23 protein-coding genes are annotated in these 25,436 nt (G+C 44.3%); 19 read left to right on the top strand and 4 right to left on the bottom strand.

Translation table 11 applies throughout. The annotated features are described in order from the left end of the window. Positions 1 to 85 precede the first annotated feature (85 nt). Positions 86 to 964 carry an aldose 1-epimerase family protein gene (locus tag CCC17_RS10000; RefSeq protein WP_015525818.1) on the bottom strand — a complete coding sequence of 293 codons (879 nt, stop codon included), beginning with the start codon at positions 962 to 964 and terminating at the stop codon, positions 86 to 88. Between the two features lie 271 nt (positions 965 to 1,235). On the opposite strand from CCC17_RS10000, the gene ppdK reads away from it, so the two are divergent. From ppdK to CCC17_RS09940, 12 genes are all read left to right on the top strand, one after another. Continuing rightward, the gene (ppdK, locus tag CCC17_RS09995) at positions 1,236 to 3,866 is read left to right on the top strand and encodes a pyruvate, phosphate dikinase (RefSeq protein ID WP_015525819.1); all 2,631 of its coding nucleotides are present in this window, start codon (positions 1,236 to 1,238) and stop codon (positions 3,864 to 3,866) included. Positions 3,867 to 4,061: 195 nt separating this feature from the next. Then, complete coding sequence (gene rsmH, locus CCC17_RS09990; RefSeq protein WP_129974628.1) at positions 4,062 to 5,114, top strand: 16S rRNA (cytosine(1402)-N(4))-methyltransferase RsmH; 1,053 nt, start codon at positions 4,062 to 4,064, stop codon at positions 5,112 to 5,114. Positions 5,115 to 5,255: 141 nt separating this feature from the next. After that, positions 5,256 to 5,720, top strand: coding sequence for a GtrA family protein (locus CCC17_RS09985; protein WP_015525821.1), 465 nt, complete (start codon positions 5,256 to 5,258; stop codon positions 5,718 to 5,720). A 62-nt stretch (positions 5,721 to 5,782) separates the two neighbouring features. After that, positions 5,783 to 7,120 carry an MATE family efflux transporter gene (locus CCC17_RS09980; protein WP_110102117.1) on the top strand — a complete coding sequence of 446 codons (1,338 nt, stop codon included), beginning with the start codon at positions 5,783 to 5,785 and terminating at the stop codon, positions 7,118 to 7,120. 144 nt (positions 7,121 to 7,264) lie between these two features. Then, positions 7,265 to 7,474: a DUF1858 domain-containing protein gene (locus tag CCC17_RS09975; RefSeq protein WP_015525823.1), complete on the top strand. Its 210-nt coding sequence runs from the start codon at positions 7,265 to 7,267 to the stop codon at positions 7,472 to 7,474. Between the two features lie 153 nt (positions 7,475 to 7,627). Beyond that, positions 7,628 to 8,215: an anthranilate synthase component II gene (locus tag CCC17_RS09970; protein WP_015525824.1), complete on the top strand. Its 588-nt coding sequence runs from the start codon at positions 7,628 to 7,630 to the stop codon at positions 8,213 to 8,215. A gap of 4 nt (positions 8,216 to 8,219) precedes the next feature. Next, complete coding sequence (gene pabB, locus CCC17_RS09965; protein ID WP_227588355.1) at positions 8,220 to 9,641, top strand: aminodeoxychorismate synthase component I; 1,422 nt, start codon at positions 8,220 to 8,222, stop codon at positions 9,639 to 9,641. Positions 9,642 to 9,727: 86 nt separating this feature from the next. Next, positions 9,728 to 10,522, top strand: coding sequence for an aminotransferase class IV (locus CCC17_RS09960; protein WP_287083021.1), 795 nt, complete (start codon positions 9,728 to 9,730; stop codon positions 10,520 to 10,522). Between the two features lie 368 nt (positions 10,523 to 10,890). Next, on the top strand, positions 10,891 to 11,802 hold the full coding sequence (gene pfkB / locus CCC17_RS09955) for a 1-phosphofructokinase (protein WP_287083020.1): 912 nt from the start codon (positions 10,891 to 10,893) through the stop codon (positions 11,800 to 11,802). 20 nt (positions 11,803 to 11,822) lie between these two features. Next, positions 11,823 to 13,736 (top strand): PTS fructose transporter subunit IIABC, encoded by a 1,914-nt coding sequence (locus CCC17_RS09950; protein WP_015525830.1) that lies wholly within the window; start codon positions 11,823 to 11,825, stop codon positions 13,734 to 13,736. A gap of 38 nt (positions 13,737 to 13,774) precedes the next feature. Beyond that, positions 13,775 to 14,032, top strand: a complete 258-nt coding sequence (locus CCC17_RS09945; RefSeq protein ID WP_015525831.1) for an HPr family phosphocarrier protein — start codon at positions 13,775 to 13,777, stop codon at positions 14,030 to 14,032. Positions 14,033 to 14,103: 71 nt separating this feature from the next. Further along, positions 14,104 to 14,847 carry a DeoR/GlpR family DNA-binding transcription regulator gene (locus tag CCC17_RS09940; RefSeq protein WP_044961183.1) on the top strand — a complete coding sequence of 248 codons (744 nt, stop codon included), beginning with the start codon at positions 14,104 to 14,106 and terminating at the stop codon, positions 14,845 to 14,847. 74 nt (positions 14,848 to 14,921) lie between these two features. Here the strand turns inward: CCC17_RS09940 and CCC17_RS09935 are convergent, their stop codons facing one another. Next, positions 14,922 to 15,176 carry a hypothetical protein gene (locus CCC17_RS09935; protein ID WP_022426090.1) on the bottom strand — a complete coding sequence of 85 codons (255 nt, stop codon included), beginning with the start codon at positions 15,174 to 15,176 and terminating at the stop codon, positions 14,922 to 14,924. A gap of 135 nt (positions 15,177 to 15,311) precedes the next feature. On the opposite strand from CCC17_RS09935, the gene CCC17_RS09930 reads away from it, so the two are divergent. From CCC17_RS09930 to CCC17_RS09915, 4 genes are all read left to right on the top strand, one after another. Further along, positions 15,312 to 16,178 carry a GGDEF domain-containing protein gene (locus CCC17_RS09930; protein ID WP_182465468.1) on the top strand — a complete coding sequence of 289 codons (867 nt, stop codon included), beginning with the start codon at positions 15,312 to 15,314 and terminating at the stop codon, positions 16,176 to 16,178. 87 nt (positions 16,179 to 16,265) lie between these two features. Beyond that, complete coding sequence (tsaA, locus tag CCC17_RS09925) at positions 16,266 to 16,955, top strand: tRNA (N6-threonylcarbamoyladenosine(37)-N6)-methyltransferase TrmO (protein WP_021650988.1); 690 nt, start codon at positions 16,266 to 16,268, stop codon at positions 16,953 to 16,955. A gap of 143 nt (positions 16,956 to 17,098) precedes the next feature. Then, positions 17,099 to 17,380, top strand: coding sequence for a DUF2325 domain-containing protein (locus CCC17_RS09920; RefSeq protein ID WP_015525835.1), 282 nt, complete (start codon positions 17,099 to 17,101; stop codon positions 17,378 to 17,380). Positions 17,381 to 17,562: 182 nt separating this feature from the next. Next, complete coding sequence (locus tag CCC17_RS09915; RefSeq protein ID WP_015525836.1) at positions 17,563 to 18,882, top strand: aspartate kinase; 1,320 nt, start codon at positions 17,563 to 17,565, stop codon at positions 18,880 to 18,882. A 244-nt stretch (positions 18,883 to 19,126) separates the two neighbouring features. On the opposite strand, the gene CCC17_RS09910 is transcribed toward CCC17_RS09915, so the two are convergent. Both CCC17_RS09910 and CCC17_RS09905 read right to left on the bottom strand, forming a co-directional pair. Continuing rightward, positions 19,127 to 20,092, bottom strand: a complete 966-nt coding sequence (locus CCC17_RS09910) for an IS3 family transposase (RefSeq protein ID WP_173717587.1) — start codon at positions 20,090 to 20,092, stop codon at positions 19,127 to 19,129. Continuing rightward, positions 20,089 to 20,769 (bottom strand): helix-turn-helix domain-containing protein, encoded by a 681-nt coding sequence (locus CCC17_RS09905; protein WP_173717586.1) that lies wholly within the window; start codon positions 20,767 to 20,769, stop codon positions 20,089 to 20,091. The genes CCC17_RS09910 and CCC17_RS09905 overlap by 4 nt, the downstream gene beginning before the upstream one ends. Positions 20,770 to 21,041: 272 nt before the next feature. Here CCC17_RS09905 and CCC17_RS09900 point away from each other — a divergent pair, with 272 nt between their 5' ends. The 3 genes from CCC17_RS09900 to CCC17_RS09890 all read left to right on the top strand — a co-directional run bounded on the left by CCC17_RS09900 (position 21,042) and on the right by CCC17_RS09890 (position 25,398). Then, positions 21,042 to 21,263 (top strand): HPr family phosphocarrier protein, encoded by a 222-nt coding sequence (locus CCC17_RS09900; protein WP_015525837.1) that lies wholly within the window; start codon positions 21,042 to 21,044, stop codon positions 21,261 to 21,263. 178 nt (positions 21,264 to 21,441) lie between these two features. Continuing rightward, on the top strand, positions 21,442 to 23,808 hold the full coding sequence (locus CCC17_RS09895; RefSeq protein ID WP_287083019.1) for an ATP-dependent DNA helicase: 2,367 nt from the start codon (positions 21,442 to 21,444) through the stop codon (positions 23,806 to 23,808). 123 nt (positions 23,809 to 23,931) lie between these two features. Further along, complete coding sequence (locus tag CCC17_RS09890) at positions 23,932 to 25,398, top strand: serine hydrolase (protein WP_287083017.1); 1,467 nt, start codon at positions 23,932 to 23,934, stop codon at positions 25,396 to 25,398. Positions 25,399 to 25,436: the final 38 nt, after the last annotated feature.

The following is a 25,436-nucleotide window of genomic DNA, read 5'->3' as shown; positions in this document are numbered from 1 at the left end:
GTATTGAGACAGTAAGATAAATAAAAGGATCCGTCATACAGACAGCTGAAAAAGCCGATGTATGGCGGATCTTTTTTATCATAGCTCAGTGTACGGTGATCTGATAGCTCTTGATAAATTCCTCATCCGGTTTCAGCACATTGATATTTGCTTTTTCGGAAAGAGGTTTTTCAAAACCACAGTCATCACAGCGTCCCATCCACGGCTCCAGGCATACGAAGGGAGCACCGGGTACGGACCAGATACCGAAATTCGGGAAGCCCTCACTGGTAAGTGTCAGATATGGAGTTCCGTCCGGGAAGAGGATACCGGCCTTTTGGATCTGGCCGTTATCAAAAACAAGAGCGTCTTTATCAAACATGTGAGGAGCAATGGAACAGGTTCCGTTTTCAAGGGAAAGTGTATGTGGCTCGTCAGCAAGGACTGTTCCTACAGACGTATCGATAAGGAGATAGGTAAGAGTGTCCAGGCCTTCAAAAGCAAGACGGTAATCACTCTGGGATTCGCCTTCACGTACCGGAACACGGAATGCCGGATGGCCGCCGATGGTAAAATACATAGTTTCAGAATCATTATTAACTACTTCCCAGCATACTTCCAGGTCGTGCTTCTTCAGAGTGTAGGTGATCTTCAGAGCGAAAGCAAACGGATAAACATTCAAGGTTTCTTCAGAGGACTTAAGGACAAAGGAAAGGGAAGTATCGGTGATATCCGTGCAGATAAAATCGCTGTCTCTTGCAAAGCCGTGCTGGCTGGAAGGATATTCCTTTCCGTTCAGACGCCAGATATCTTTGTAGTTACGTCCCACGTTGGGAAAAAGTACAGGCGCATGGCGTTTCCAGTAAGCCGGATCTGCCTGCCAGAGGATCTCCCTGTCATTAGTCTTGTCATAGATGCCGGTGAGTTCAGCACCGTGATCGGAAACGGAAATCTTAAGAAAGCTATTTTCAATCGTTCGTGTCATGATAAACCTCCTGTATGACAGCATTCGGGTAATATTACCTCGGAATTGCTGCATGTTTTTTTCTATTTTAGCACATTTTTCAGATGATAACGAGAAAAATACAATCTGTGAAAAATATAACTGGAAAATCTGTCATATTTCACAAGAGAAATTGCTGTTTTTTGGAAGAATAACCTTGACTAATGAAGGATAAATCTATAAAATAATTATGTGCGTAGAAAACATACATTTTTTATGTTTTAAAGAACAATAATTAGGAGGAAAATGTAAAATGGCAAAATGGGTTTACATGTTTACAGAAGGTAATGCTACTATGAGAAATCTTCTGGGCGGCAAAGGTGCCAACCTTGCTGAGATGACAAACCTCGGTCTTCCTGTACCGCAGGGCTTCACAATCACAACAGAGGCCTGCACACAGTACTACGAGGATGGCAGATCCATCAACGATGAGATCATGGCTCAGATCATGGAAGCAATTACCAAGATGGAAGGAGTTACCGGTAAGAAATTCGGTGACAAAGAAAATCCTCTGCTTGTATCCGTTCGTTCTGGTGCGAGAGCATCTATGCCAGGTATGATGGACACAATCCTCAACCTTGGTTTAAATGAAGAAGTTGTTAACACTCTTGCTGAGAAATCCGGCAATGAGCGTTGGGCTTGGGACTGCTACAGAAGATTCATCCAGATGTACTCTGACGTAGTTATGGAAGTTGGTAAGAAATACTTCGAGGAGCTCATCGATGAGATGAAAGCTAAGAGAGGTGTTAAGCAGGACGTTGAGCTTACAGCTGCTGACCTGCATGAGCTTGCTGACCAGTTCAAAGCTGAGTATAAATCTAAAATCGGTTCTGATTTCCCAACTGATCCGAAGGAGCAGCTGGTAGGCGCAATCAAAGCCGTATTCCGTTCCTGGGACAACCCACGTGCGAACGTATATCGTCGTGACAACGATATCCCATATTCCTGGGGTACAGCTGTTAACGTACAGATGATGGCATTCGGTAACATGGGTGATGACTGTGGTACAGGTGTTGCCTTCACACGTGACCCTGCTACAGGTGCTAACGGTCTGTTCGGTGAGTTCCTTACCAATGCACAGGGCGAGGACGTAGTTGCTGGTGTTCGTACACCTATGCACATCTCCGAGATGGAGCAGAAGTTCCCGGAAGCATTCGTACAGTTCAAACAGGTTTGCGAGACTCTTGAGAAACATTACAGAGACATGCAGGATATGGAGTTTACTGTAGAGCATGGTAAACTGTATATGCTTCAGACACGTAATGGTAAGAGAACTGCACAGGCTGCTCTTAAGATCGCTTGTGACCTCGTTGATGAGGGAATGAGAACTGAGGAAGAGGCTGTTGCAATGATCGATCCTCGTAACCTTGATACACTTCTTCATCCGCAGTTCGATGCAGCTGCTCTTAAAGCTGCTACACCGATGGGTAAAGGTCTTGGTGCTTCTCCAGGAGCTGCTTGCGGTAAGATCGTATTCTCTGCAGAGGACGCTGTTGAGTGGGCTGCAAGAGGAGAGAAAGTTGTTCTTGTTCGTCTTGAGACATCCCCAGAGGATATCACAGGTATGAAAGCTGCTCAGGGTATCCTGACAGTTCGTGGTGGTATGACATCTCACGCAGCTGTAGTTGCTCGTGGTATGGGATCCTGCTGTGTATCCGGATGCGGCGATATTGCTATGGATGAGGAGAACAAGAAATTCACACTTGCTGGTAAAGAATTCCATGAAGGAGATGCAATCTCCATTGATGGTACAACAGGTAACATCTATGACGGACTTATCCCGACTGTAGATGCTAAGATCGCTGGTGAGTTCGGACGTATCATGGGATGGGCTGACAAGTACAGAACAATGAAAGTTCGTACAAACGCTGATACTCCTGCTGATGCTAAGAAAGCTCGTGAGCTTGGTGCAGAGGGAATTGGTCTTTGCCGTACAGAGCATATGTTCTTCGAGGGCAACAGAATCGATGCATTCCGTGAGATGATCTGCTCTGAGACAGTAGAGGAGAGAGAAGCAGCACTTGCTAAGATCCTTCCGGAGCAGCAGGGAGACTTCGAGAAACTCTATGAGGCACTTGAAGGAAATCCTGTAACAATTCGTTTCCTTGATCCGCCACTTCATGAGTTCGTTCCTACAGAGGAAGAGGACATCAAGAAACTGGCTGATGCTCAGGGCAAGACTGTAGAGCAGATCAAGACAATCATCGCTTCCCTTCACGAGTTCAACCCGATGATGGGACATCGTGGATGCCGTCTTGCTGTTACTTATCCAGAGATTGCTAAGATGCAGACAAGCGCTGTTATCCGCGCAGCTATCAACGTTAAGAAGAATCATCCGGATTGGAACATCAAACCGGAGATCATGATTCCGCTTGTTGGTGACATCAAAGAGCTTAAATATGTTAAGAAATTCGTTGTAGAGACAGCAGATGCTGAGATCAAAGCAGCAGGTTCTGACCTTGAGTACGAGGTTGGTACTATGATCGAGATCCCGAGAGCAGCTCTTACAGCTGATGATATCGCTAAAGAGGCTGACTTCTTCTGCTTCGGTACAAACGACCTTACACAGATGACATACGGATTCTCCCGTGATGATGCTGGTAAGTTCCTTAACGCATACTATGATGCTAAGATCTTCGAGAACGATCCATTTGCTAAGCTTGACCAGACAGGTGTCGGCAAACTTATGAAGATGGCTATCGAGCTTGGAAAACCGGTTAACCCGAAACTTCACGTAGGTATCTGCGGTGAGCACGGTGGAGATCCGTCTTCCGTAGAGTTCTGCAACGAGATCGGACTTGACTATGTATCCTGCTCACCGTTCCGTGTACCGATTGCTCGTCTTGCAGCAGCACAGGCAGCAATCGCTAAGAAGAACGCATAAGTAAGAATACATTTCAGGCTGAAGTTTCAGTCTGAGCATATATAAAGCTTCTGGCAGTCTGTAGAAATACAGATTGTCAGAGGCTTTTTTTTCTTTATGATATTTTTTGAAGTATTCCGACGGTTTACGAAAAATAGGATTCATGGTATCATGAAAGAAACAGGGCAGATAAAGCCGGAGGATAAGGAGAATTTTATGAATCAGGAATCACAGACACCTCATAAGAGACGTGTACGATATAAAGGAAAATATCCGAAGAAATTCGAGGAGAAATATAAAGAGCTTCAGCCTGAAAAGTATAAGGATACCATTGAACATGTGATCAGCAAGGGAAACACACCGGCTGGAATGCATATTTCCATTATGGTAAAAGAGATCATTGATTTTTTGGAGATTAGGCCGGGACAGGTTGGATTTGATGCTACACTTGGTTACGGTGGGCATACAAAGGCCATGCTGGAATGTCTGAGAGGTCAGGGACACATGTACGCCACGGATGTGGACCCGGAAGAATCTGCCAAGACAAGAAAACGTCTGGCAGAGCAGGGATTCGGAGAAGATATCCTGACAATTAAACTCCAGAATTTCTGCACCATTGATGAGATCGCAGAGGAAGTTGGAGGCTTTGATTTTATCCTTGCGGATCTTGGGGTGTCTTCTATGCAGATCGACAATCCCAAGAGAGGGTTTTCCTTTAAGGTGGATGGTCCTCTGGATTTAAGGCTGAACCAGGAAACCGGGATCAGCGCAGCACAGCGTCTGGATACCATTTCAAGAGAAGAGCTTGCCGGAATGCTGGATGAGAATTCCGATGAGCCGTACTGTGAGGAGATCGCGAAGGCCATCACAGATGAGATCCGAAGAGGAAACCACATAGATACCACTACGAAGCTTCGTGAAGTCATTGAGAAGACATTGTCTTTCCTTCCTGAAAAAGAGAGGAAAGACACGGTGAAAAAAACATGCCAGAGAGTTTTCCAGGCACTGCGTATTGATGTGAACCGGGAATTCGAGGTCCTCTATGATTTTATGGAAAAACTTCCCGGAGCGCTGAAGCCAGGCGGCCGTGTAGCAATCCTTACCTTCCATTCCGGAGAGGACAAGCTGGTAAAGAAAGCCTTAAAGCAGGGCTATAAAGACGGCATCTATTCCGACTATTCAAAAGATGTGATCCGTCCTTCCGCACAGGAATGTGCACAGAATGGGCGCGCCAGATCCACGAAGATGCGCTGGGCTGTGAAGGCCTGAGTGAAGAGTGAAAGAGCAGTTCTGATACAAATACAGAAACAGAAAAATCCTGGAATGCGTTGACATTCGGGATTTTTTTTGCTATGTTATATAAGTTTACATATGATAAAGCTACGGCTTAAACTGAATAGGAGAAAGGGTATGGATGTGGAGGAAAAGAAGGACATTTTTGATAAACTGATGCATCTTCCGGTGCTGAATATATTTGAACCTTTTTATAAGAAACATAAGGAAGTTCTGATGTATCTGTTCTTTGGAGGGCTCACATTTTTTCTGAACATTGCATTGTATGCATGGCTGGATAAGGGCCTGGGCATGAATGCGCTGATTGCCAATGTGATCTGCTGGGTGGTCTGCGTACTGTTCCAGTATTTTACAAACAGGACATGGGTATTCGACGGGCAGGTGGATTCCGCCGCCGGATTTTTAAAGCAGATGGCTTCGTTTTTCGGAGGACGGCTCTTTACTCTGATTGTGGAGGAAGCAATCCTTGCGGTATTTATCACCTGGCTTGGATTTAACAGCATGGCAGTGAAACTTGTTGCTCAGGTGGTTGTGATCGTATTGAATTATGTGATCAGTAAATTGATTGTTTTTAAAAAATAAAAGATAGTTATATTTGTGGAAAAGGAGTTGGACTGAAATTGACAAAGGACAAGACCAATGATATGACCGTGGGAAATCCGGTGAGCCTGATCATCCGCTTTATGATTCCCATGTGTCTCGGAAATATTTTTCAGCAGTTTTATAACATTGCGGATTCCATTGTTGCGGGGCAGTTCCTGGGAGTAGATGCGCTGGCTGCAATCGGAAGCACCGGTTCACTGATGTTTTTTGTTACCGGATGGCTTAACGGACTGAGCAGTGGCTTTGCCATTCTGGTATCCCAGTGGTTCGGGGCGAAGCAATATGATAAGATGCGTCATTACGTAGCTATGTCCATTTATCTGGCAGCAGCCTTTGCCATTGTGATGACCATTGGCTTTGAGGCTTTGAATGAACCGATTCTGCGGCTGATGAATTCACCGGAGGATCTGATGGGATCTGTGAAGGGATATATGGGAATTATTTATGCAGGCCTGATTGTAACAGCGGCATATAATTCACTGGCAGCGTTTCTCCGTGCACTTGGAGATTCAAAATCTCCGCTGTATTTTCTGATCATTTCGGCAGTGATCAATGTGTTCCTGGATATTCTGTTTATTGTAAAAATCGGGATGGGAGTGGAAGGCTGTGCCTATGCTACGGTTATCGCGCAGGCAATTTCCGCAGTCTGCTGCCTGATCTATATTATCAAAAAGTTCCCGATCCTGCATCTGAAGAAAGAAAACTTTGAAGTTTCTTTTACCAGCTTCCGTTATCTGCTGGCCCTTGGTATTCCCATGGGACTTCAGTTTTCCATCACAGCGATCGGAACCATTATTGTGCAGGGTGCGGTAAATATTTACGGTTCTGTATATATGGCAGGATTTTCCGCTGCGGGAAAAATACAGAATATCATTGCAACTGTATTTGTAGCTTTTGGTGCGACGATGGCAACCTATGTAGGACAGAACCGGGGCGCCGGAAAGATGGACCGTGTAAAAGCAGGAATGAAATATACCCAGATCATGGTCCTGATCTGGAGTGTGATCACTATGATCATAATGTTCTTTTTCGGAAAGTACATGACCTGGTTATTTATTGACAAGTCCCAGACGGATGTTATTAATGTTTCTGTTACTTATTTTCATACGGTATTCTGGGCATATCCGTTCCTTGGAAGTATCTTCCTCTACAGAAACGGACTTCAGGGACTGGGATATGGCTTGGTTCCCATGCTGGGCGGTGTGTTTGAACTGGCGGCAAGAAGTGCGATCGTTATGTTTGTTGCAGGAAAAACAAGTTTTGCAGGTGTATGTCTGGCGGATCCTGCCGCATGGATCGCAGCGCTGATCCCTCTGATCCCGTATTATATTTATGTGATGAAAAAGTGGAGCAGGGGAAAAAAGGAAACTGCTGCCTGAGTGGGTATAATACAGAAAATGAAAAGAATAAATTTAGGCTTGCAATTATGGAAGATACAGTTATAATGATATTATAACTGCGGAAAAAACCAGGAAACCGGGATTCCGGGTAAGATTACAGATCCAGAAGGGAGAATATAGATCATGGAAATCACAAAGGAAACAACAATGGGCGAGATGCTTGCATACGATGAGAAGATCGCATACATTCTTATGCAGGAAGGAATGCACTGCATCGGCTGTCCGTCTTCTATCGGTGAGTCTCTTGAGGAGGCATGTATGGTACACGGACTTGATGTAAACGCTGTACTGGCAGACATCCATCATTATGAGGAAACCAAGAAAAAGAAATAATCAGCAGTACAATTTATATTAGAACGTACAGATTACGGACCGCAAGGGGATAACGACTGTGCATGTCTTTTTGGCATGCCGTCGTTATCCCTTTTTTTGTGAGCAGACGATAAAGAGAGTCTTAAATATCTGCTTGATATGGAGGAAAAAAGCATGTATGTGATGATCGATAATTTCGATTCATTTGTTTATAATCTCAAGGCATATTTTCAGGAACTTGGAAGAGAGATCCTGGTCAGACGCTACGACGAGATCACCCTGGAGGAGCTGGAAGAGCTGAACCCGGAAGGAATCATCCTTTCTCCGGGACCGAAGCGTCCCTGGGATGCGAAGCTCTGCGTAGATACCGTAAAAAGATTTCAGGGAAGGATTCCTGTTCTTGGTGTCTGTCTGGGGCATCAGGTGATTGGCCACTGTGCGGGAGCAGTAGTGGAAAAGGGAGTGTGTCCCATGCACGGAAAAGTAACAGAGATCCACAACCACGGAACAGGAGTGTTTGCAGGCCTGCCTGAGAAATACAAGGTGACAAGATACCATTCCCTGATCGTGCGGGAAGACAGCATTCCGGAGGAGTATCAGGTGGATGCGCTTTCTGATGATGGTGCTGTTATGGGAATTTCCCATAAAGCATTGCCTATCTATGGTGTGCAATTCCATCCGGAAGCCGTTCTTACGGAATATGGACATGAGCTTCTTGAGAATTTTTGCAGGATCGCGGAGAATTTTCAGAAGGAGGAGTAAAAATATGTACAAAAATCAGCGAAGAATAAAAGAACTGACCCCATATATCCCGGCAGTGGACATTTTTCGGATCTACGAGAGAGAACCCGGAGCAGCGTTTCTGGATTCCTCCCTTGTCAATGAGCTGGGACATTATTCTGTGATCGGAAGATGTCCGTATCTGAAGCTGGTAAAGGACGGAGAGAACTTTACTATCAACGGAAGGCCGGAAACAGAAACAACCTTTGAAGACTATATGCGGGAATATTTAAATACCCATGAAGACAAAAATAACAGCGGACTTCCTATCGTATCCGGTGCAGTAGGATATTTTTCCTATGATTACGGAAGAAAACAGATGGGAGTACCATCCGGAGAAAAGGATCTTGTGACTGTTCCGGAGGCAGTTCTGACGTTTTATGACTGTTTTATCATAGAAGACTGTCAGGAAAAAAGAACCTATCTTGTGTCAAATGGAATCAGTGCAGACGCTGCAGCAGAAATCGGAGCGATGGAAAAAGCAATCCGGGAATTTACAGAGGCGGGGAAACAGGAAGGATCGGAAACAGGGGAAAAAAAGGAATCCGGAAACAGGATGGTCACGGAAAATTCTCACCGTGAGAAATTCAGGATCCAGGTTCATCCCAATTTTGAAAAAGAAGAATACAAGCAGGCAGTAGACCGGATGATCCGCTATATTATAGAGGGCGATATCTATATTGCCAATATGACGCAGCAGCTGACCATTGAAAGCGAAAAACCACCTCTGGATGTTTTTTATGATCTTCGGAAAAATAATCCGTCTCCTTTCGGCGGATATCTGGATTTCGGAGATTATCAGATCGTCTGTGCATCTCCGGAACGTTTTCTGAAGATGAAAGACCGTCATGTAAATACCCGTCCTATAAAGGGAACAAGGAAACGTGGCGTAACATCTGAGGAAGATGAAATGCTCCGTCGGGAGCTTCAGGATTCCGGAAAAGATAAGAGTGAACTTCTTATGATCGTAGACCTGGAGCGAAATGATCTGAACCGGGTGTGTACACCGGGAAGCGTGAAGGTAACCGAGCTTTTTACAGTGGAAGCATACGCTACGGTTTTTCATCTGGTATCGGATATTGAAGGAAAACTGGAAGACGGAAAAAATGTTATGGATCTTCTGGAGGCTGCATTCCCCGGCGGTTCTATTACCGGTGCGCCGAAATACCGTGCCATGGAGATCATTGACGAGCTGGAACACGGAAAGAGAAATCTTTATACAGGCTCTATCGGCTACCTGACACTGGACGGAAGCTGTGATTTCAACATCGTGATCCGTACAGCTCTTCATAAAAACGGAAAATATCACCTTGGCGTTGGCGGCGGGATCACAGCAGAGTCAGATCTGGAATTTGAGTATGAGGAGACTCTGCAGAAGGCGAAAGCGATCCTGGATGCACTGCAGTAGAGAAACATACAGAACGGTAAAAGTGAAAGGCTCTGTGGACAGATCAGAGAATCTGACAGGGACACTTCATAAGGAGGTCAAAGGAAATGAACAACATAACCTTAGACGAATGTTTTCAGTTCGGTCTGGGAGCATTTGAGACCATAGGAATAGAAAAGGGAACCCCCATACTTCTGGAAAAGCATCTGAAAAGACTGGAACGAGCGGCAGATTTCCTGAAGCTGGGTGATCCGGCAGTGCGTGGGATCACAGCCGGGAGGATCGAAGAATATCTGGAAGAACAAAAAAAACGCCCGGAGGTGCAGAAAGAATTTGGCGGACTGGAACACTGTGCGCTGAAGCTTATGCTTACAAAGGAAAATGCAGTGTATTCTCTTCGTGCCAATCATTATACGCCGGAGAATTATGAAAAAGGCTTTATCATGGATGTCAGCAAGGTAAAACGAAATGAAACATCACCTCTTGTATATCACAAAACCATGAATTACGGAGATTGTATCCTGGAAAAACGAAATGCTACAGCAGCAGGAATGGATGAACGGTTGTTTCTGAACACAAAGAAACAGATATCGGAAGGGACAGTAAGTAATGTATTCTTTGTGCGAAAAGGCGTGATCTATACACCAAAAGTCAGCTGCGGACTTCTCCCGGGAATCCTCCGTGAATACCTCTGTGACACGGAAGAAGTGGAAGAAACTTATATCTATGTTCAGGATCTTAAATGGTATCAGGAATGCTTTGTCACCAATTCCCTGATGGGGATCATGCCGGTGCGCCAGATTGAGGGAATCCGGTTCGAGGAAGACAAAGTGACGAAGGAGCTGATGGGAAAATATCAGAAGATGGTCAGAGATACTGTGAATAAGAAACAAGTCGGATAAAGGTTATTGCGAAACCATCACATTCCGGAATGAGAAATAAAATGTGGATAGCTGATTTCTGAGAAATGTACCTGAAGATGGCGGAAGTATAATCAGGAATTCGAAATGATACATAGAATGATAACGGAATTTGACAGAATATGACCAAGACAATCAGGGATAAAGGTGCATCAACCTGGAAATACTAGGGATGATGCACTTTTTTTGTGCAAACTCAACCAAAATCGGTCATAAATTTTGTGAAGTAGTTTGGTTGACTTTGAACGAATTTGGAAGTATACTAAGTTCAACAAATAAGGAACAACAAAAAGCGGTCAGAAACCCGCAGAAATGCGAATACCCGCTTAACAAATAGGGAGGAGAAAGAAATGATCTGTACCGTTACTTTTAATCCATCTCTGGACTATATCGTTTCCGTAGAAAACTTCAAACTGGGGCTTACCAACCGGACCAGTTCCGAGCTGATGCTTCCGGGCGGAAAGGGAATCAACGTTTCCACCGTGCTGATGAATCTTGGAATCGAGAATACAGCACTTGGTTTCATGGCAGGATTCGTCGGAGATGAGATTGTAAGAAAGCTTGAGGAGATGGGAGTGAGATCTGATTTTATCAGGATCCCGGAAGGCGTTTCAAGGATCAACCTGAAGCTGAAATCTATTGATGGAACTGAGATCAACGGAATGGGACCGGAGATCAGCGCTGAAAAGGTTCAGGAGCTGATGAAGAAGCTTGACAGACTGAAAGAGGGAGATGTGCTTTTTCTGGCAGGAAGTATTCCTTCATCTATGCCGGATGATATGTATGAGAAGATCATGGCGAGGCTGGACGGAAAAGGCGTGATGATCGTTGTGGATGCAACGAGAGATCTTCTTGTAAATGTCCTGAAGTATCATCCGTTCCTGGTGAAGCCCAATAACCATGAGCTTGGAGAAATCTTCGGCGTAGAGCTTAAGAACCGTCAGGATGTGATCCCTTACGGAAAGAAGCTCCAGGAAAAAGGAGCCAGAAACGTGCTGATCTCAATGGCCGGTGAGGGAGCTGTCCTGGTAGCAGAAAACGGTCAGGTGTTTGAGAAACCGGCGCCGAAAGGAACACTGGTAAACGGCGTAGGAGCCGGAGATTCCATGGTAGCAGGCTTTATGGCAGGCTGGATGGAAAAACAGGATCACGAATATGCATTCCATATGGGAATTTCCGCAGGAAGCGCAAGTGCATTTTCTGAAAATCTTGCCACAAGGGAAGAGGTTCAGGCAGTATATGAACAGGTAACAGAGGGGTAAAGAAGAAAGGAGAAGGGAAGATGAGAATCACAGATCTGCTTGACAAACGAAGCATATCACTGGATGCTGCACCGAAGACGAAATCTGAAGCTCTGGACATGGCCGTAGATCTTATGGTAAAAAGTGAAAAGATCAGTGACAGGGAAGCTTATCGGAAACAGGTGTATTTAAGAGAGGAAGAAAGTACGACAGGAATCGGTGAGGGAATCGCTATTCCTCATGGAAAATGTGATGCGGTAAAGAAACCGGGACTTGCTGCCATGGTAGTAAAAAACGGCGTGGAATTTGAGGCATTGGATGATGAGCCGGTTACCCTTCTTTTCCTGATCGCAGCACCGAATACAGAAGATAACATTCATCTGGATGTACTCAGCAAGCTTTCCGTAATGCTGATGGATGATAATTTTACAGAATCCTTACGCAACGCAGGTTCTGTAGATGAATTTATGGAGATCATCGACAAGGCCGATGAGGAGAAAAAAGATATTGATGAAAGACTGGCAGATACAGGAAGTTCCGAAGGAGCCAGAGCTAAACTGCTGGCAGTTACTTCTTGCCCCACAGGTATTGCCCACACCTACATGGCAGCAGAGGGACTGGAAAAAGCAGCAAAGGCGAAAGACTGTTTCATTAAAATAGAGACACGAGGCTCCGGTGGAGCAAAAAATGTACTTACGGATCAGGAGATCCGGGAGGCAGACTGCATCATTGTAGCTGCAGATGCCAAGGTTCCCATGGATCGTTTCGATGGAAAGAAAGTCATCGAATGTCAGGTTTCAGATGGAATCAGCAAAGCGGACCAGCTTGTTGAACGTGCGATTTCCGGAGATGTTCCGGTATATCATGCAGCAGCAGGCAGTCAGAGCTCTTCCTCAAATGCAAAAGCAGGCGGCGGAGCAGGCCACAAGATCTATATGCAGCTGATGAACGGGGTATCTCATATGCTTCCACTGGTTGTAGGCGGTGGTATCCTGATCGCTCTAGCATTCTTGATCGATGGTTTAAGTGTAGATTTGAGTTCCCTTCCTGCAGACCAGAGAGCAAACTTTGGTACCATCACACCGGTAGCGGCTGTTCTGAAAAACATTGGTGGAACCGCATTTGGTTTCATGCTTCCGATCCTGGCCGGATTTATTGCAATGGCCATCGGTGACAGACCGGCACTTGCAGTTGGACTTGTGGGCGGTATGATCGCGGCAAACGGAAAATCCGGTTTCCTCGGAGCACTTCTTGCAGGCTTCCTTGCAGGATATCTGATCCTTGGACTTCGTAAGGTTTGTGATAAGCTTCCGGAAGCACTGGAAAAAATAGCGCCTGTACTGATCTATCCGGTTGTTGGTGTCCTTCTTATGGGACTCTGTATGACCTTCGTTGTAGAGCCGATCATGGGCGGTATTAATACAGGATTAAATAATGCCTTGACAGGCATGGGAAATTCAAGTAAAGTAATTTTAGGGTTGGTTCTTGGTGGTATGATGGCCATTGATATGGGCGGCCCGTTCAACAAAGCAGCATATGTATTTGGTACAGCAGCTATTGCGGCAGGCAACTATGACATTATGGCAGCAGTTATGGTGGGAGGTATGACTCCTCCGTGTGCCATCGCACTCGCATCCCTGCTGTTTAAAGACAAATTTACAAAAGAAGAGCGTGAGGCAGGACCGACCAACTTTATTATGGGACTTGCATTTATCACAGAAGGTGCGATTCCTTTTGCGGCATCTGACCCGGTCCATGTACTTCCGTCCTGTATCGTCGGTTCCGCAGCAGCTGGAGCGATCTCCATGTTCTTCAACTGTACACTGATGGCACCACATGGCGGAATCTTCGTATTCCCGGTTGTAGGTAATGCAATGATGTATCTGGTCGCACTGGTTGTGGGAACTCTGATCTCAGCTGTACTTCTCGGGGTACTGAAGAAAAAAGTTGCTTAAATTTTTTTAAATTAAAATGAAAACTGGAGGATAAAGAAATGAAAGAATTCAAGTATGTAGTAACAGATAACGAAGGAATCCATGCACGTCCGGCCGGAGAGCTTGTGAAGCTTGTAAAAGGTTTCGAGTCCAAGATCACTATCGAGAAGGACGGCAAGACTGTAGAGTGCAGAAAGCTTCTTGCACTTATGGGACTTGGCGTAAAGAAGGGACATGAGGTTACCTTTACATTCGATGGTGCAGATGAGGATGCAGCATACGAGGCAGTAAGCAAATTCATGCAGGAGAACCTGTAATCTCAGAATGAGTGAACAGAAGGCATCCCGGTCCGGTCGATCGGGATGTCTTTTTTGAAGGAGGAAAAGGAATGCTGACGGAGCAGAGATACGAGATCATACTCGGCCTTCTCAGAGAAAAAAACAGTGTTACGGTAACAGAACTGAAAGATATCCTGGATGCATCGGAATCTACGGTCCGCAGAGACATCACGGCGCTTTACAAGGCGGGGAAGCTGACCAGGGTTTTTGGCGGTGCGGTGGCACTGGAACATACTGTCAATGCCTATGAGCCTACCGTAGCCCAGAAAGTTGAGCTGAATATTGAAGAAAAAAAGAAGATCGCAGCCTATGCGGCAGCTCTGATCCGTCCGGAAGATTTTGTGTATCTGGATGCGGGAACGACTACCGGATATATGCTGGAGCATCTGGAAGGCTCCGGGGCGACTTTTGTCACCAATGGTGTTTCCCATGCCAGGGCTCTGGCTCAGATGGGAGTCCGTGTGCTGCTGATCGGCGGAGAACTGAAGGGATCTACGGAAGCTGTGATCGGAAGTCAGGCCATGCAAATGCTGAAGAATTATCATTTTACAAAGGGCTTTTTCGGGACCAACGGGATGACTCAGAGAGAAGGCTTTACCACGCCGGAATCCAATGAAGCACTGGTAAAGCGAACCGCCATGGAGCAGTGTCTGGAAAAGTACGTAGTGTCTGACAGCTCCAAATTCGGACAGATCAGTGCGGTGACGTTCTTTTCATTTGACGGAGCAGTGATCCTGACGGAAAGCTGTTCCAAAGAATATAAAGATTGCAGAAATATACAGATCGTATCATAGAAAGATCGCAAAAAAAACCGGTTTGGAAGAAAAAATTCTTCGTAAACCGGTTTTTGGTTTGCTGAGGATCTGTTTCAGGCTTCCCTGGAGATCATGGCTTCTAGATCTTCTACGGAAATGTCTTTTTTTTGCATCAGCTTGAGCAGACGTTTCAGTTCAGCAGCTTCCTTTGCCTTTTTTTCAGCTTTGCGGATCTCATCCAGCTGAGCTGCCAGTGCAGTTTTTTCATCCTCCAGCGCTGCTATCTTTTCGGTGCAGGCAGCAATCTTGGAATCTACTTTGGAAATTTTCTCATTGAGTACTTCTATCTTTGTACGTCTCTGTGCCATATGAAACCTCCTGATAAAAATATTACTTCTTATACACTATACAATAGCATAAACGACGATGAAATACAATTGTGAATTGATGTGCAATATGTTATCATGAATGTATATAATATTTCAGAAACGCAGGATAATACTATGGATAAAGATAAGGGTGTATTTATGACTGCCCGGGAAGTAAATATGGAAATAGAAATGCTGAAGACGGTTTTTGACATTGTAAGACTGGTGGATGTCAGCCGTACAGCTCCGGTAAATATTGGCTTAGACGATTGCTCTTATGAAGCAGAACATAAATGCTTTGCAGTGTGGAATAAAGGCAGAAGATGTGAGAACTGTATTTCTGCCAAAGTTTTTGCCCGTAAAAACAAAATGACGAAATTTGAGTTCGTCAATGATGACATTTATCAGGTAATCGCCAAATATGTGGTTATAGACGGGACACCTCTTGTCATGGAAATGGTCTTTAAAATGACGGATAAGATCTTTCTGGGAGCTTATGGAAGCGGATTTCTGATCGATAAGATCAGCAGATTCAACCGGGAATTATATGAAGATCCGCTGACTGGTGCCAGAAACCGGAGATATTTTGAGGAACAGCTGAAATCCCTGGATAAGATGGGGGCTATAGCTATGATCGACGTGGACAATTTTAAACAGATCAATGACAGCTATGGCCATGTAGCTGGAGATGCGGCGCTTTGTACCATTGTCAGAACGATCTTTGAGCATGTGCGGGCAGATGACGTGGTACTGCGTTATGGAGGAGACGAATTTCTTCTGATGTTTGAAGAAATCCCGGAAAAGGTATTTCAGCAGAAGCTGGAAGATATCCGGGAAGAGATCGCAATGGCAGATGTGCCGGAATACAAAGAAATCCGGCTTTCCATGAGCGTGGGAGGTGTATATGGAAGCTGTAAGGTCAGAGATGGAGTGATGGAAGCGGACAGGCTTCTCTATCAGGCCAAGCGGCAAAAAAACTGTGTTGCCTACAAGAGAATCTGACGGAAATGACATGACAGTCATTGAAAGCAGAATTATGTAACAGGCGCATGAGGTGTATATCTGGCAAGTGAAAGGGAGAATAGGGATATGAAGATAATCGCAAGGATCAGAAGTGATTTTCCGACAAAATTCGGAATCCCGCGTCAGAGCGGTCGAGTGGAAGAACTGACAGCCTGTATTGTTTTTGAACCGGAATACCGGGTACGGGAAGCGGTAAAAGGACTGGAAGATTTTTCGCATATCTGGCTGCTGTGGGAGTTTTCACAGTCGATCCGTGAGAACTGGTCCCCTACAGTACGTCCGCCACGCCTGGGCGGAAATGAAAGGATGGGCGTATTTGCCACCAGATCGCCCTTCCGTCCCAATCCTGTAGGCTTATCCTGTGTGAAGCTTGAAAAAATCGATCTGGAAAGCAAAGAAGCTCCTGTACTGATCGTATCCGGTGCGGACCTGATGGACGGAACCCCCATCTATGATATCAAGCCATATCTGCCTGTGGCAGACTGCCATCCGGAAGCACTGGGCGGCTTTGCGACGAAGGTGGAGCAGCATTTTCTGCAGGTAGAGATCCCGGAAGAATGGAAGGCAAGGATTCCGGAGGATAAGCTTACTGCGTTGGAAGGCGTGCTCAGAGAGGATCCGAGGCCTGCCTACCAGAAAGATCCGGAGAGGATATACGGAATGCCTTTTGCAGGAATGGATGTTCATTTTCAGGTAAAAAACGGCATACTTACAGTATGCGAGATCACAGGATATAAAAAATCAGACAGAATTTAAAATTACCTTTGACAAACTTTTTGTAAGATGGTATTATAATAAATGAGTTAGCAAGTGCTAACTCAATATTTTAAAAGTAAAGTTAGTTTAAAATAACCTTGAAACAGTCATATAAAAGTTCAGAGATCAAAGGAGAGTGAATTATGAGCGTTGTAATTGTAGGCGGTAATGAAAGAATGGTATGTCAGTATGAGGATATCTGCAAAGGCTTCGGATGCAAGGCGAAAGTTTTTGCCAAGGAAAAAGGAGCCATGAAGAAAAAGATCGGGGTGCCGGATCTGATGATCCTGTTCACCAGTACCGTTTCCCACAAAATGGTAAACTGCGCAGTAGAAGAAGCAAAGAAAAAATCCATTCCGGTATGCCGCTGTCACACAAGCAGCGCTGCAGCTCTCGAGAACATTCTGAAGCAGTACTGTGCATAAGAAACAGGTCAGGAGATACTTTTCTCTTGTATAATTTGACTTTTTTTGCGGAAATGTTACGGAAAGGCTTGCAAAATTACAAATTATTCAATAAAATAGCCGTAGGTTTCTGTGGTAAAGCGTTGCAGTGAATGGTGAAAAGGCGGCGCTGGAAGTCGAAATTACAGGTGAGAGGTGTTATCATGAAAAAAGTTGTAAAATTCGGTGGAAGTTCTCTTGCAAATGCGGAGCAGTTCCAGAAAGTGGGCGATATCATCCGCAGTGATGAGAGCCGCCGTTATGTAGTTCCGTCAGCTCCGGGAAAGAGATTTGACGAGGATATCAAAGTGACGGATATGCTTTATGGATGTTATGACGCAGCATCCAAAGGGGAGGATATCACTGAGAAGATCAATGCGATCAAGGCGCGATATTATGAGATCATCAAGGGACTCGGACTGAGCCTTTCTCTTGAGGAGGAGTTCAAGAAGATCGATGAGGATTTCCGTGCACAGGCAGGAATCCAGTATGCGGCATCCAGAGGAGAGTTTCTTAATGGTAAGATCATGGCTGCATATCTTGGATATGATTTCGTGGATGCAGCTTCTGTGATCCGTTTTGATAAAGCTGGTAATCTGGAAGCGGAGGAGACCAATAAACTCCTTTCCAAAAAGCTCAGCAAATCCCAGCATGCGGTTATTCCGGGATTTTACGGCGCATGTGCAGATGGCACGGTAAAGACATTTTCCAGAGGTGGTTCTGATGTGACAGGTTCCCTGGTTGCAAAGGCTATCCATGCAGATATTTATGAGAACTGGACGGACGTTTCCGGTTTTCTTGTAACAGATCCGCGTATCGTTCACAATCCGGAGCCTATCGAGGCAATCACATACAGAGAGCTTCGTGAGCTTTCCTACATGGGAGCTACTGTTCTTCATGAGGATGCCATTTTCCCGGTTCGTAAAGAGGGAATTCCGATCAATATCCGTAACACAAACAGCCCGGAGGATAAAGGTACTCTGATCGTAGAGAGCACCTGTAAGAAGCCGAAATTCACTATTACCGGTATCGCCGGAAAGAAAGGCTTCTGCTCTATTAATATCGAGAAATCCATGATGAACAGTGAGATCGGGTTCGGACGCAAGGTACTTCAGGTATTTGAAGATCAGGGAATCAGCTTTGAGCATGTACCATCCGGAATCGATACCATGACTGTATATGTTCATCAGGACGAATTTGAGGAGAAAGAGCAGCAGGTTATCGCAGGTATCCACCGTCTGGTGCAGCCTGATTTTGTGGAGATGGAATCTGACCTTGCACTGATCGCAGTTGTTGGTCGTGGAATGAAATCCCAGAGAGGCACTGCAGGAAGGATCTTCTCTGCTCTTGCCCATGCAAATGTAAACGTAAAAATGATCGACCAGGGTTCCAGTGAACTGAATATCATCATCGGTGTAGAGAATCGTGATTTCGAAAAAGCAGTCAGAGCAATCTACGATATTTTTGTTCTGACACGGATATAAACAAAATCCGGAAACGGATTTTGTTTATGAGAAAGTAGCGAAGCGGATTTCGAATATCCGATTGATATAAATCCGGAAACGGATTTTGTTTATGAGGAAGTAGCGAAGCGGATTCCGAATATCCGATTTATTTAAAACCGCCGCAGTACGTGTAACATGATATGCCCCTTGTCAAGTAGACAGGTGAGATATCTAAAGGTAAGCGACAAAAATACCTACATTTCATTTTGGAGTGTAGGTATTTTTATGCACACCATTTCTCTTTATATTTTTTAATTCGTTTGTTTTCTGGAATAGGATATTCTACTGGTATGTCAGATTTCAGTGCTTCTTGACGTACTTCTAGGGGTGTTTTGCAGCAATACCTATCCTGTGGACGTTCTTCACTATAAAATCTTATATAATCCTTTATTGCAAATCTTAATGAGGATTCATCAGTTATTTCGTACATCTGATACATTTCTGCTTTGATAATTCCCCAGAAACCTTCTGTTGGTCCATTATCAATACAATGTCCAACCCGAGACATGGATTGTCTCATTTCTTGTTTTACAAGTTTCTTTTTAAACATTTTGCTGGTATACTGGAATCCCCGATCTGAATGAAAAATCGGCTTTGCACAGGGGTTCAACGCAATTGCCTTATCAAAAGTTTTAAATACTAATTTATTATCATTTCTGGCACTAACAGCATATGACACAGGATATCTATCATACAGATCTATAATGGCACTTAAATACAACTTCTTTTTTTTACCTGGCACTTTAAATTCAGTCACATCAGTAGCCCATTTTTGATTGGGTGCAGTTGCGTAAAAATCTCTTTGTAATATATTTTGTGTTGTTTCATCTGCATTGGCATTCCTATATTTTTTCTTCTTTTTTCGTATAACGGAATGGATTCCCAGTTTTTTCATAATTCTGTGAACTCTATTTTTGCTGTACTTTGTTTGATTAAAATGATTGATCCAAGAAGTCATTCTCCGATACCCTAAGATATGACTAAAGCGTTCATCATACTCCTTAATGAGCTCTGCAAGTTTGATGTTTTCCATTTCATCCTCAGGTGTTTCACGGTGTAGCCATTTATAATAAGCAGCTCTTGCGACCTCCAAATGTTTACACATCCATCCAATACTCCAGTTTTTCTCTGTATGAAAATATTCTATCGCAAGATATTTTGATTCATGACGAACCTTACCCAGCCTCACATCCTTTCGAAGTCTTTCACTTTTTTTAACAATTCAACAACCATATCCTTTTCTTCCAGCTGACGCTTTAGTCGTAAGTTTTCACGTCTCAAACGTTCTAATTCATCTACTTCATCATCTGTTTTACGTTGACCGCGTCTGTCAGTTAATCCGGATTCCCCATCACTATCATATTTCTTTACCCAAGAATAGACCTGACCGTAAGAAACATTGAATTTTGTAGCTGTATTCTTATAGTCACGATTATGGTTGATGCAATAATTAACGATTTCTTTTCGTTCCTCAAGTGTTGTTTTTCTTCGTGCCTCTGCCATATAGACCTCCCGTTTTGGATTATAATCCTTGAACTCTCTATTGGCATTATACACCTTAATCCAACTTCGCAAAACAGAACGACTAGATATTGCATATTTAGCGATGATATCGTCAACAGTCCCTTCTCCATTTAGAACTGCTTCTACGCATCGGAGTTTAAACTCCTTTGAATAAGTTCTATTTCTATTCGATGGATGACAAAATGCAGCTATCCCATGAATTTGATATTCATTAATCCATCCTTTTAGTGTTGAATATCCTATACTGTATTTATCAGCAAGGAACTGAATAGAACCTATACCATCCAGATATTCCTGCGATACTTTAGCTCTAAACTCAGGTGAATGTTTTGATTTTGGCATGAAAAATACCTCCAAAGTAACAGATTTTTATATTTAATCTGTCTACTTTAGAGGTATCATATCAACATACCGTCCTGCGGCGGATTTTTTTGGAAAAATCCAAGATTTATCTAAAAATAATACAATCAAATTCAACAGGATTTCCAAAGGAAAGACAAAGATATTGTACATTGTGTCGAAAAAAGTTTGATATGAAATAAACAGTATTGACAAAAACTTAACTTTTGTGTAAAACTGAAATATGAAAAAATCAGAAAGGCAGGCGGTCAGCTATGGAGAAACAGATCAAACTGGATGAAAAAAGTGCACAGGAGTTTGTCAGTGCAGCCAGCAGATGTAATTTTGATATTGATGTATTTTATAACCGTATTATCATTGATGCAAAGTCGATCCTCGGACTTTTGAGTCTGGATCTGACAAAGACTCTGACAGTAAAGTGTTACGGAGAAGATGAGGATTTTAATCGTGTTCTTTCCAAGTATGCAGCAGGTTGAGAAATATGAATAAAGAAAAACGGTGATAAAAGGGCGCAGTTCATGAGAAGAAAAGCAGAACATGCGTCCTTTTTATTATGGGAAGCTTTCGGATCATATTTTATGGTATAATCCTGGTATAGCATGGAAAAAGAATAGCTGCCGGACTGGAATTCCGGCAGCTGCCGGGAGTGAAAATATGGAAAAACCAAGAGTGAGGATTTCTGTCAGAAATCTTGTGGAATTTATACTGAGGAGCGGAGATCTGGATAACAGCAGTGGGACATCCGGAGATAAGGAAGCCATGTTAAAAGGCGGAAGGCTTCACCGCAAGATACAGCGGAGTATGAAGGGCGATTATCAGGCAGAGGTTTCTCTGAAAAAAGAAAGTGAATACGACGATGTGGTCATTCAGGTCGAGGGCCGTGCAGATGGGATCTTTACAGAGGACGGAGCCGTTTATATTGATGAGATCAAGGGGACTTACGGAAATGTCCAGGCAATGGACATGCCAATACCTGTCCACCGTGCCCAGGCCATGTGTTACGGAATGATCTGGGGAGAAAAAGAAGGGATTTCTGAAATCCACATTCAGATGACATACGCTCATCTTGAGACGGAAGAAACCAGGAGATTTCGTGAGGATTTTTCCATAGAGGAGCTTAAAGGCTGGTATCAGAAGCTTCTGGATGCCTATCACAAATGGATCGCATATTCTCTTAACTGGAAAAAAGAGAGAAATGCATCCATGAAGGATCTGCAGTTTCCGTTTCCATACAGAGAAGGGCAGCGGGATATTGTTAGTGGTGTGTACCATACGGTTTCCAGCGGGAAGACCTTATTTGTTCAGGCGCCTACCGGTGTGGGAAAAACCATGTCTGCCATTTTTCCGTCCGTGCGCGCCATCGGTGAGGGAAAAGGTGAAACACTTTTTTATCTTACCGCAAAAACCATCACAGGAACTGTGGCGCAGGAGGCATTTCACATCCTGCGGGAAAAAGGTCTGAAATTCAAGGTAACGGCGATCACGGCAAAGGAAAAGCTGTGTTTTCAGGATACTCCGGAATGTACACCGGAGAAATGTCCTTATGCAAAGGGGCATTTTGACCGGGTAAATGATGCGGTTTATGAGCTCTGGACCACTGAAGAGGTATATTCCCGAGAAGTGATCCGTGCTCATGCAGAAAAATGGCAGGTGTGCCCTTTTGAAATGTGTCTGGATCTTTCAATCTGGGTAGACGGGATCATCTGTGATTATAATTACGTGTTTGATCCCAATGTTCATCTGAAACGTTTTTTCGGGGAAAATATTTCCGGGGATTATATTTTTCTGATCGATGAGGCACATAATCTGGTAGAACGTGGCAGAGAGATGTACAGTGCCGGTATTTCCCGTCAGAGTCTGGTAGCACTTCGAAAGAAGATAAGAAAGAGATTTTCAAAACTGGCCAGAACACTGGATAAAGCAAATCGCCAGATGATGGAACTGGAAGAGAATCTTGCGGAAACAGGAAAAGGGTATCAGGTGCTTCCCAATCCCGGAGTACTGCCGATCACATTTCTTACAATATCAGGTGAACTGGAAGAAATACTGGAGGAAAAAGAACTGGAAGAAGAACTACGCAGGGAAATACTGGAATTTTATTTTATAGTGCGTGATTTTTTAAATGTTTCAGAGCTGGTAGATGAAAATTATGTAGTATATACCGAAAACAACGCAGAAGAAGGATTTCGTCTGAGGCTGTTCTGTGTGAACCCGGCAGAAAATCTGGGAGAATACCTGAAAAAAGGGAAAAGTGCTATTTTCTTTTCAGCTACAATGTTTCCCATGCTCTATTACCGGGAGCTTTTGACAACAGACCGTGATGCCTATGGGATTTATGTGCAGTCTCCTTTCCCAAAAGAAAACCGCAGGATTCTTATCGGCAGCGACGTAAGCAGCCGGTATACCCGGAGAAATCGTGCAGAATACCGGAAGATCGCCGGATATATTGCCAGATGTGTCTGGCAGAGGCAGGGAAATTATATGGTGTTTTTTCCGTCGTATCGTCTTATGGAAGACGTACTGCAGGTTTATGAGGAAGAATTTTCCGTAGACTGGGTGCGCTGCGTGTGTCAGACGCCGGATATGACAGAACAGGAACGGGAAGGATTTTTGGAGGAATTTCAGGAACGGGAAGGTACCCTGGTAGGGTTCTGTGTCCTTGGAGGAATTTTTTCTGAGGGTGTTGATCTGACAGGGGAAAGTCTGATCGGGGCAGTGATCGTAGGAACCGGACTTCCCCAGATCGGCAGTCACCGTGAGATCTTGAAAGAGTATTACGATAAAAAGAATCACTGTGGTTTTGATTATGCATATCGCTATCCGGGTATGAACAAGGTGCTTCAGGCCGCCGGGCGCGTGATCCGCACAAAAGAGGATAAAGGCGTGATATTGCTTTTGGATGACCGCTTCTGGGATCGGGATTACCAGGAAATCTTTCCCAGGGAATGGCAGGACCGTACAGGCTGCAGGCTGGATACGGTAGAAGGTGCAGTGGAGACGTTCTGGAAGAGGTTTACTTGACAGAACGGAGAAATCCGATATACTTATAGAGTCTTTATCTGGAAAATCACTGGAGGAATGTGTGGATGCCGGATCAGGACAAGAAACTGTAAAATAGGATCATAAGAAAAGTGAAAGAAGTATATGAGACGAAAAAAAATATATAAAGCATTGGCATTTTGTCTGAGCACAGTGATGCTCGCACAGCCGGTTTTTGCGACAACAGTGCAGCAGACAGCACAGGGAAGCCTTGGTTCTGTTACGGAGGAGTCCCAGATACTTCCAATTCCCGGTGAAAACGGGAAATATATTCTGAAAAGCAATGGCTTTTACTGCCTGAATGAAGATGGAACCAAAGAAAATACTCCGGCAGTGTATTATTTTGATCATTTTGAGATCGACGGAACGGTTTTTGATGGATATTATTATCACGACGAAAGCGGTAAATTTACAGCGGGAAACTCGCATATGGTCCAGATCACCGATCTGAAGGCTCCGGCAAAAGACGGCAGCGGTGAGGAAGTTTCTTTTGACGGCTGTTATATGGTAAACAATCTGGGAAAACTCAGCGCCTCTCCACAGGTACGTTATATGGATGAGCTGGTGGTGGACAAAACAACATACAACGGGCTGTATTATTTTGATGAATATGGAAAAATGGTCACAGATTCAGGTATCCATTATCTGGAAATGAATGCTGCAGGACAGATGTTTGACGGATATTATTATTTTGGCGGAGAAAACGGCGTTCTGCTCCAGGAAGAGGGAGAGACTCCGGAGGGATTTTCCGTGGATAAATCTGGAAAAGTCGAGACGAAAGATCTGGGAATGGATGGCCTTGAGAAACGGCTTGCGGATCTTCTTGGAACCTATGAGGGTACATGGAGCGTTTATGTAAAGGATCTGACCAGTGATCAGGAGTTTGAACAGAACAGTCAGTCACTGTACTCAGCCAGTCTGATCAAAGTGTTTGTCATGGCCCAGACCTATGCCAACATGGATGCAGTCCTTCAGAACGAAGCGGCAAAAATGAAAAAAGATGTTACAGATCCGTCCGTATCCACAAAGGTCAATGACCTTCTCTGGAATATGATCACAGTCAGTGACAATGAATCTTTTAATGAGCTGGTACGTCTGCAGACAGCATCGGGTGTTTTTAAGGACGGAGCACAGGCTGTAAATGGATTTCTTGCGGAACAGAAATTTGCAGATACTTCCGTACAGCACATCTTAAGCCCGTCCTCTTCAAAGGACGTCGGCCTCGGTGGCAGGAACACTACTTCCGTAAAAGACTGCGCAGAGCTTCTTTCCCGGATCTATAAAGGAGAATGTGTATCGAAAGAAGCTTCGGAGGCTATGCTGAACCTGCTTCTGAACCAGCAGGTTACTACTAAGATCCCCAGCGGGATATCTGTGTCCGTGGAAATTGCAAATAAGACTGGAGAAACGGATACGGACCAGCATGATATCGCCATTGTATATGGAGAAAAGACTACATATATCCTCTGTGTGATGTCAGAAGACTGTAAACCTGGGGACGCAGTTTCGCATATCCGGGATATTTCCGGTATTGTTTATAATTATCTGAATATGGACCTTGACCAGGGGTGATCTGTGAGTTAGAATAAAAAACAGCTGAGCAAGATCCT

The sequence above is a fragment of the Blautia sp. LMAG:36 genome (assembly GCF_008680535.1).
GTDB lineage: Bacteria > Bacillota > Clostridia > Lachnospirales > Lachnospiraceae > Blautia_A > Blautia_A fusiformis.
The sequence above is the reverse complement of the archived record's forward strand: the minus strand, read 5'-3'. Positions and strand labels throughout refer to the sequence as shown.